Origin of the sequence: Streptomyces murinus, from assembly GCF_002154555.1 — a bacterium.
In the GTDB taxonomy this organism is placed as follows: domain Bacteria; phylum Actinomycetota; class Actinomycetes; order Streptomycetales; family Streptomycetaceae; genus Streptomyces; species Streptomyces murinus.
Genome location: NZ_MUNF01000630.1, coordinates 1 through 2,369, shown reverse-complemented (window position 1 = coordinate 2,369; position 2,369 = coordinate 1). Strand labels below are relative to the sequence as shown.

2 protein-coding genes are annotated in these 2,369 nt (G+C 70.5%); one reads left to right on the top strand and one right to left on the bottom strand.

Annotated elements, in window-relative coordinates:
* Nucleotides 1-161: 161 nt before the first annotated feature.
* Nucleotides 162-1,907, bottom strand: a complete 1,746-nt coding sequence (locus CCN72_RS31740) for an MFS transporter (protein WP_086811618.1) — start codon at nt 1,905-1,907, stop codon at nt 162-164.
* 160 nt (nt 1,908-2,067) lie between these two features.
* Between CCN72_RS31740 and CCN72_RS31735 the strand changes: the two genes are divergently transcribed.
* A partial coding sequence (locus CCN72_RS31735) for a thiolase family protein (RefSeq protein WP_483027288.1) occupies nt 2,068-2,369 on the top strand: 302 nt, incomplete at its 3' end.

Sequence of the window (2,369 nt, the reverse complement as noted above, 5' to 3'; positions counted from 1 at the left end):
GCCCTGTACGCGGCGAGAATCTCGGGCTGGGGGGCGGTGGCCATAGGACGCCTTTCGCAGGTGGCACGGCTGTTCGGCCCCATGCTGCCGCACCGTTGTGAACGGGCGTGACGTGGGGCGCCCTTAGGGGGGCGCCCCCAAGGGCGCCCCCCTAAGGAGAGCTACACACTCACCGCTTCACCCGGCAGGGACAGGTCCATCTCGACCGCCCGCTCCTCGCCGTGGTGCGTCGCCGCGGAAGCGAGCGGCCCATGGCCGTACGCCCGCGCCGCGAGGACGTACGCCCCCTGCGCCGGCACCACAAGCGCATAGCGGCCCGCCTCGTCGGAGACGGCCGCCCCGGCCTGCCGGCCGCGGTGGTCGATCAGCGTCACCTTGGCCCGGGCGACGGGCACTCCGGTCGCGTCCAGCACCCGCCCCCGGAACCCCCGCAGCACCTCCTCCGCCAGCTCCAGCACGGCCTCGTCCTCCTCGCTGCCGGCCCGCAGCCGCACCTGCCGCACCGGGCGGCCCGCCTTCGGCAGGAACAGGGCGAGCACCAGACCCGCCGCCACCGCCCCCGTCGCGATGAGGAACGACACCCGGAACCCGTGCATCGTCGGGATCGCCATACCCCCCACGGTGTGCGCCGTGTTGGCGAGCACCATGCCGACGACGGCGCTCGACACCGACGTACCGATCGACCGCATCAGCGTGTTGAGCCCGTTCGCCGCGCCCGTCTCCGACGCCGGGACCGCGCCGACGATCAGCGCGGGCAGCGAGGAGTACGCGAGCCCGATGCCCGCGCCGAGGATCACGGACGTGACGATCGTCTCCCAGGCCGCCTGCATCAGGCCGAGCCCGCCGCCGTAGCCGATCGCGATGATCAGGAGGCCGATGATCAGGGTGGTCTTCGGGCCGTAGCGGGCGGAGAGACGGGCGTACACCGGCGCGGTGAACATCATCGTCAGGCCCAGCGGCGCCACACACAGACCGGCGACGACCATCGACTGGCCGAGCCCGTACCCGGTGGCCTTCGGCAGCTGGAGCAGCTGGGGCAGGACGAGCGAGACGACGTAGAACGCGACGCCGACCATGATCGACGCCAGGTTGGTGAAGAGCACCGCGGGGCGCGCGGTGGTGCGCAGGTCGACCAGCGGCGCCTTGGCGCGCAGCTCGTACAGGCCCCACAGGAGGAGGACGACGACGGCCGCGACGAACAGGCCGAGGGTCGTCGCCGAGGACCAGCCCCAGTCGCTGCCCTTGGTGATGGGCAGCAGGAGCAGCACCAGACCGGCGGAGAGCCCGAGCGCGCCGGGCAGGTCGAAGGTGCCCGCCGCGCGCATCGGGGACTCGGGGACGGTGAGCAGGGTGAGGGCGATGGCGAGCACACCGAGGCCGGCGGCGCCGTAGAACAGCGCGTGCCAGTTCATGTGCTGGGCGACCAGCGCGGCGGCGGGCAGGGCGAGGCCACCGCCCACGCCTATGGAGGAGCTCATCAGAGCCATCGCGGAGCCGAGCCGTTCGCGCGGCAGCATGTCCCGCATCAGGCCGATGCCGAGGGGGATCGCACCCATGGCGAAGCCCTGGAGGGTACGGCCCACGATCATGACCAGCAGCTGGCTGGTGAGCGCGCTGACCAGCGCGCCGATCACCATCACGGCGAGGCTGGCGATCAGCATGCGCCGCTTGCCGTACAGATCGCCGAGCCGGCCCATGATCGGGGTGGCGACGGCGCCGGACAGCAGGGTCGAGGTGAGCACCCAGGTGGCGTTGCTGGGCGCGGTGTGCAGCAGCAGGGGCAGGTCTTTGATGACCGGCACGAGCAGGGTCTGCATCACCGCGACCACGATGCCGGCGAAGGCGAGCACCGGGACGACGGCCCCGCTCGCCTCGCGCCGCGGTTCGTCGGTCGTCGTGTGGGTCATTGAGGGCGGCCTCCCGTAGACATAAGTGCGGGGTAAACCTCGTATGCACAGGCAACTATTCCGTTGCTTCGGGCCTCTAAAGATTATTTGACCATCCTATGGGTTTCTGAGTCGGCGTCAGGGATGGCCATGTTGTGGAACACGTTCTAGTCTGCGCGCCATGAAGGCCTATGTAGCCGGGGTCGGGATGACCAGGTTCGAGAAGCCCGAGACCCGTGACTGGCAGTACTGGGACATGGTGCGGGAGGCCGGTGGGGCCGCGCTCGCGGACGCCCGGATCGGATACGACGAGGTGGAACAGGTTCCCGTCGGTTACTGCTTCCAGCCCTCGACCGCGGGCCAGCGCGCCGTCTACGAACTGGGGCTCACCGGCATCCCCGTCTACAACGTCAGCAACAACTGCGCGACCGGCGCCACCGCGCTGATGCTCGCCCGCCAACTGGTCGAGGGCTGGAAGCAGTA